This window comes from uncultured Oscillibacter sp., assembly GCF_910587525.1.
GTDB lineage: Bacteria > Bacillota > Clostridia > Oscillospirales > Oscillospiraceae > Oscillibacter.
Genome location: NZ_CAJULS010000185.1, coordinates 1 through 3,486 on the forward strand (window position 1 = coordinate 1; position 3,486 = coordinate 3,486).

Genomic DNA, 3,486 nt, shown 5'->3' on the forward strand with positions numbered 1-3,486 from the left:
GTCACCGAGGGCGACAAGGTGGAGGTCCAGGCCAAGCTGGGCTGGCAGGTGAACACCTGGGCCGTAGGAGATCTGGTGAAGGTGATGAGCGAAGTCACCGAGGCGGAAATCGATGGACTGATGGAGACCTACAAGGCCAGCTATGACTTCGCCACAAACGACCTGGAGGCCGTTCGCTATCAGGCCCGGGAAGAAATCGCTATGAAAAAGATGCTGGATGCTGAGGGCTGTATGGCCTTCTCCAACACCTTCCAGGACCTCTGGGGCATGAAACAGCTTCCGGGTCTTGCCAGCCAGCACCTGATGGCCCAGGGATACGGCTACGGCGGCGAGGGTGACTGGAAGGTCTCCGCCATGACGGCCATCATGAAAGCCATGGGCGAACATGGGAACGGCGCTTCCGCGTTCATGGAGGACTATACCTATCATCTGGTAAAGGGCCAGGAGTACAGCCTGGGCGCCCATATGCTGGAGGTATGTCCCTCCGTGGCGGCGGACCGTCCCCGGATTGAGGTTCATCCCCTGGGCATCGGCGGACGGGAGGACCCGGCCCGGCTCGTCTTCGAGGGCAAGCCCGGCGACGCTATCGTAGTCAGCCTCATCGACATGGGCGGCCGGCTGCGCCTTGTCTGCCAGGACATCCACTGCGTGAAGCCCATCCTGCCCATGCCGAATCTCCCTGTAGCCCGGGTCATGTGGCAGGCGGAGCCCAGCCTGACCACCGGCGTGGAGTGCTGGATCACGGCAGGCGGAGCCCACCACACGGTCCTGAGCTACGACGTGACGGCAGAGCAGATGAAGGACTGGGCCAATATGCTGGACATTGAATTCGTCCATATCACAAAGGACACCACAGTGGAGAGCCTGGAACACGATCTGTTCCTCTCCGACTTGGCCTGGAAGCTGAAATAAACGCCTATAGGGGCCGCCCCCGGGCGGCCCCTTGCTGTAATAAAGGAGATATACGCAATGTTAGAAGAGCTGAAAAAACAGGTCTGCGAAGCGAACCTGCTGCTGCCGGAATACGGCATGGTGACGTTTACCTGGGGCAATGTCTCCGGTATTGACCGGGAACAGGGCCTGATGGTGATTAAGCCCTCCGGCGTGGAATACAACGACATGAAGCCGGAGGACATGGTGGTGGTGAGCCTGGAAACCGGCGAACAGGTGGAGGGGCAGTATAAGCCCTCCAGCGATACGGACACCCATCTGGCGCTGTACAAGGCTTTTCCGGCCCTGGGCGGCATCGTCCACACCCACAGCCGCTGGGCCACCAGCTTTGCTCAGGCGGGGAAGGGAGTCCCGGCTCAGGGAACGACGCAGGGCGATTACTTCTATGGCGAGATTCCCTGCACCCGGAAGATGACGCCGGAAGAGATTGCCGGAAGCTATGAGCTGGAGACGGGGAATGTCATCATCGAGACCTTCCGGGAGCGGAAGCTGGACCCGGCCCAGGTTCCGGCGGTGCTGGTCCATAGCCACGGCCCCTTTGCCTGGGGCACGGACCCCTTCAACGCCGTCCACAATGCCGTGGTGCTGGAGGAGTGCGCCTTTATGGACTTCCACGCCATGATCCTGACGCCGGGCCTGGGAGCCATGCAGCAGGAACTGCTGGATAAGCACTACCTCCGCAAGCACGGCCCGGGGGCCTACTATGGCCAGGGCTAAGGAGGCGCGTATGGAGAGGAAACCCTTCGGCGTGACCCGTGACGGCCGCGCCGTGGAGGAAATCGTTTTAGATAACGGGAAGCTCCGGTGTTCTCTTCTGACTTACGGGGCATCCCTGCGGGGTCTTATTGTGCCGGGCGCGGCAGGACCGGTGGATGTCGCCTTGGGTTTCGAAAGCATGGAGGCTTACGAAACCCAGGATAAGTTCATGGGCGCGGTGGTGGGCCGCTACGCCAACCGCATTGCCGGGGGACGGTTCACGCTGGACGGGCAGGATTATACCCTGGCTCGCAACGACGGGGAGAACCATCTCCACGGCGGCCCGGAGGGCTTCTTTTCAAAGGTCTGGAACGCGGAGCTCTGCGGGGAGAACGGTGTGGCGTTTTCCTGTGAGAGCAGAGATATGGAAGAGGGCTATCCGGGTTTCCTCAAAGTCTCCGTGACTTACCGGTTGGAAGACAACGCCCTCCGGCTGTCCTACCGGGCCGTTACGGACCGAACCACCATCTGCAATTTGACAAACCACGCTTATTTCAATCTAAACGGCCATGACGCCGGAGGAGCTATGGAACAGCTCCTCACGCTCTATGCCAGCCGTTACACCCCAGTGGGTCCAGGCAGTATCCCCACAGGTGAAATCGCGTTGGTGGAGGGGACTCCCATGGATTTTCGTGCTCCCGCCGTCATCGGCGCAAGGATTGGCCAGCCCTTCCGCCAGCTGGAGCTGTGCTCCGGCTATGACCATAACTGGATCGTAGACGGCAAGGCCGGCATACTGCGTCCTGCTGCTATGTTGGAAGGAGCAAAGAGCGGAATCCGCATGGAGGTGGAAACGACCCTGCCTGGAATCCAGTTTTACGCTGGGAATTATATGGCAGGTTGTCCCGCCGGAAAGGGCGGAGCGAAATATGGCCTCCGGGACGCAGTGTGTTTGGAGACGCAGTTTTTCCCGGATACGCCAAATCATCCGGAATTTCCCCAATGCGTCCTGCGGCCAGGAGAGGCGTGGGAACATGTAACGGTATTCCGGTTTTCAAGCGTTGGCTGAGTACTGCTGCTTACGCGTAGAAACCGTCGGAGGTTTTCCGTACCCTGCCGGTTACAGCCGCAGCTCCACGTCTGGAATCTTGACTTCCGGCATCAGCTCCCGGCTGACCACGTTCAGCATCTCCTCCAGACGGGCGCACTCCTCGGCAGAAAACCGCTTCGCCACCCGGCCCATCACCTCCACCAGATAGCTGGTGGAGATATTGTAGTAGTCGAAATACTTGGGTGTGACCTCCAGGTGGTACTCCCTGCGGTCCTCGGTGGACTGTACTTTGCGGATATAGCCCTTCTTCACCAGGCTGTTAACTTTATAGGTGGCGTTGGGCGGAGAGATGCGCATGAAGGTGGCAAACTCGTTCACCGTAGGACTGCCCAGGGCCTGGATGGTCTCCACGCAGAAGGTCTCCACCGTGGTCAGATTGGCCTCCCGGGTCTGGAAGCGCTGAAAGATCTCCTGGTAAAAATGCACCTTGAACTTGGTATACACATTGAAAAAGGCATGCTGCAGCATTGCTCTCGCCCGCTTCCCTATAGATTTCCCATTCTTTTGACAGTATAGCAAACTTTCAGGAAAACGGCAAGCGTCATTCCGCCGCGATGGCAAAGGTCAGCTCCGCCGAAGCGGCCTCCTGCCCGTTGACTGTGGCTTTGCAGGTCCCCACGCCAATGGGACCACGGCGTTTGGCCAGCATACACTCCATCTCCACCACGTCCCCGGGAACCAAGATCGGAAGAGCACACGTCTGAACTCCAGTCACCATACGGAATCTC

The 3,486-nt window shown here is 59.4% G+C and carries 3 protein-coding genes and 1 pseudogene; 3 read left to right on the plus strand and 1 reads right to left on the minus strand.

The window, feature by feature from the left end; translation table 11 throughout:
- The 3 genes and pseudogenes from QZ326_RS12010 to QZ326_RS12020 all read left to right on the plus strand — a co-directional run.
- Positions 1–912, plus strand: a pseudogene (locus QZ326_RS12010) (L-arabinose isomerase); the annotation flags it as partial.
- 57 nt (positions 913–969) lie between these two features.
- Entirely contained in the window at positions 970–1,668 is a 699-nt protein-coding gene (gene araD, locus QZ326_RS12015) for an L-ribulose-5-phosphate 4-epimerase (RefSeq protein WP_295745540.1), read from the plus strand.
- A 10-nt stretch (positions 1,669–1,678) separates the two neighbouring features.
- Entirely contained in the window at positions 1,679–2,716 is a 1,038-nt protein-coding gene (locus QZ326_RS12020; RefSeq protein WP_295745543.1) for an aldose epimerase family protein, read from the plus strand.
- A gap of 51 nt (positions 2,717–2,767) precedes the next feature.
- On the opposite strand, the gene QZ326_RS12025 is transcribed toward QZ326_RS12020, so the two are convergent.
- Positions 2,768–3,226, minus strand: coding sequence for a MarR family transcriptional regulator (locus QZ326_RS12025; protein WP_295745546.1), 459 nt, complete (start codon positions 3,224–3,226; stop codon positions 2,768–2,770).
- Positions 3,227–3,486: the final 260 nt, after the last annotated feature.

Excerpts from the sequence above, each read along its gene's own strand:
- araD (WP_295745540.1), top strand. The coding sequence starts at position 970 with ATGTTAGAAGAGCTGAAAAAACAGGTCTGCGAAGCGAACCTGCTGCTG.
- QZ326_RS12025 (WP_295745546.1), bottom strand. The coding sequence starts at position 3,226 with ATGCTGCAGCATGCCTTTTTCAATGTGTATACCAAGTTCAAGGTGCAT.
- QZ326_RS12020 (WP_295745543.1), top strand. The coding sequence starts at position 1,679 with ATGGAGAGGAAACCCTTCGGCGTGACCCGTGACGGCCGCGCCGTGGAG.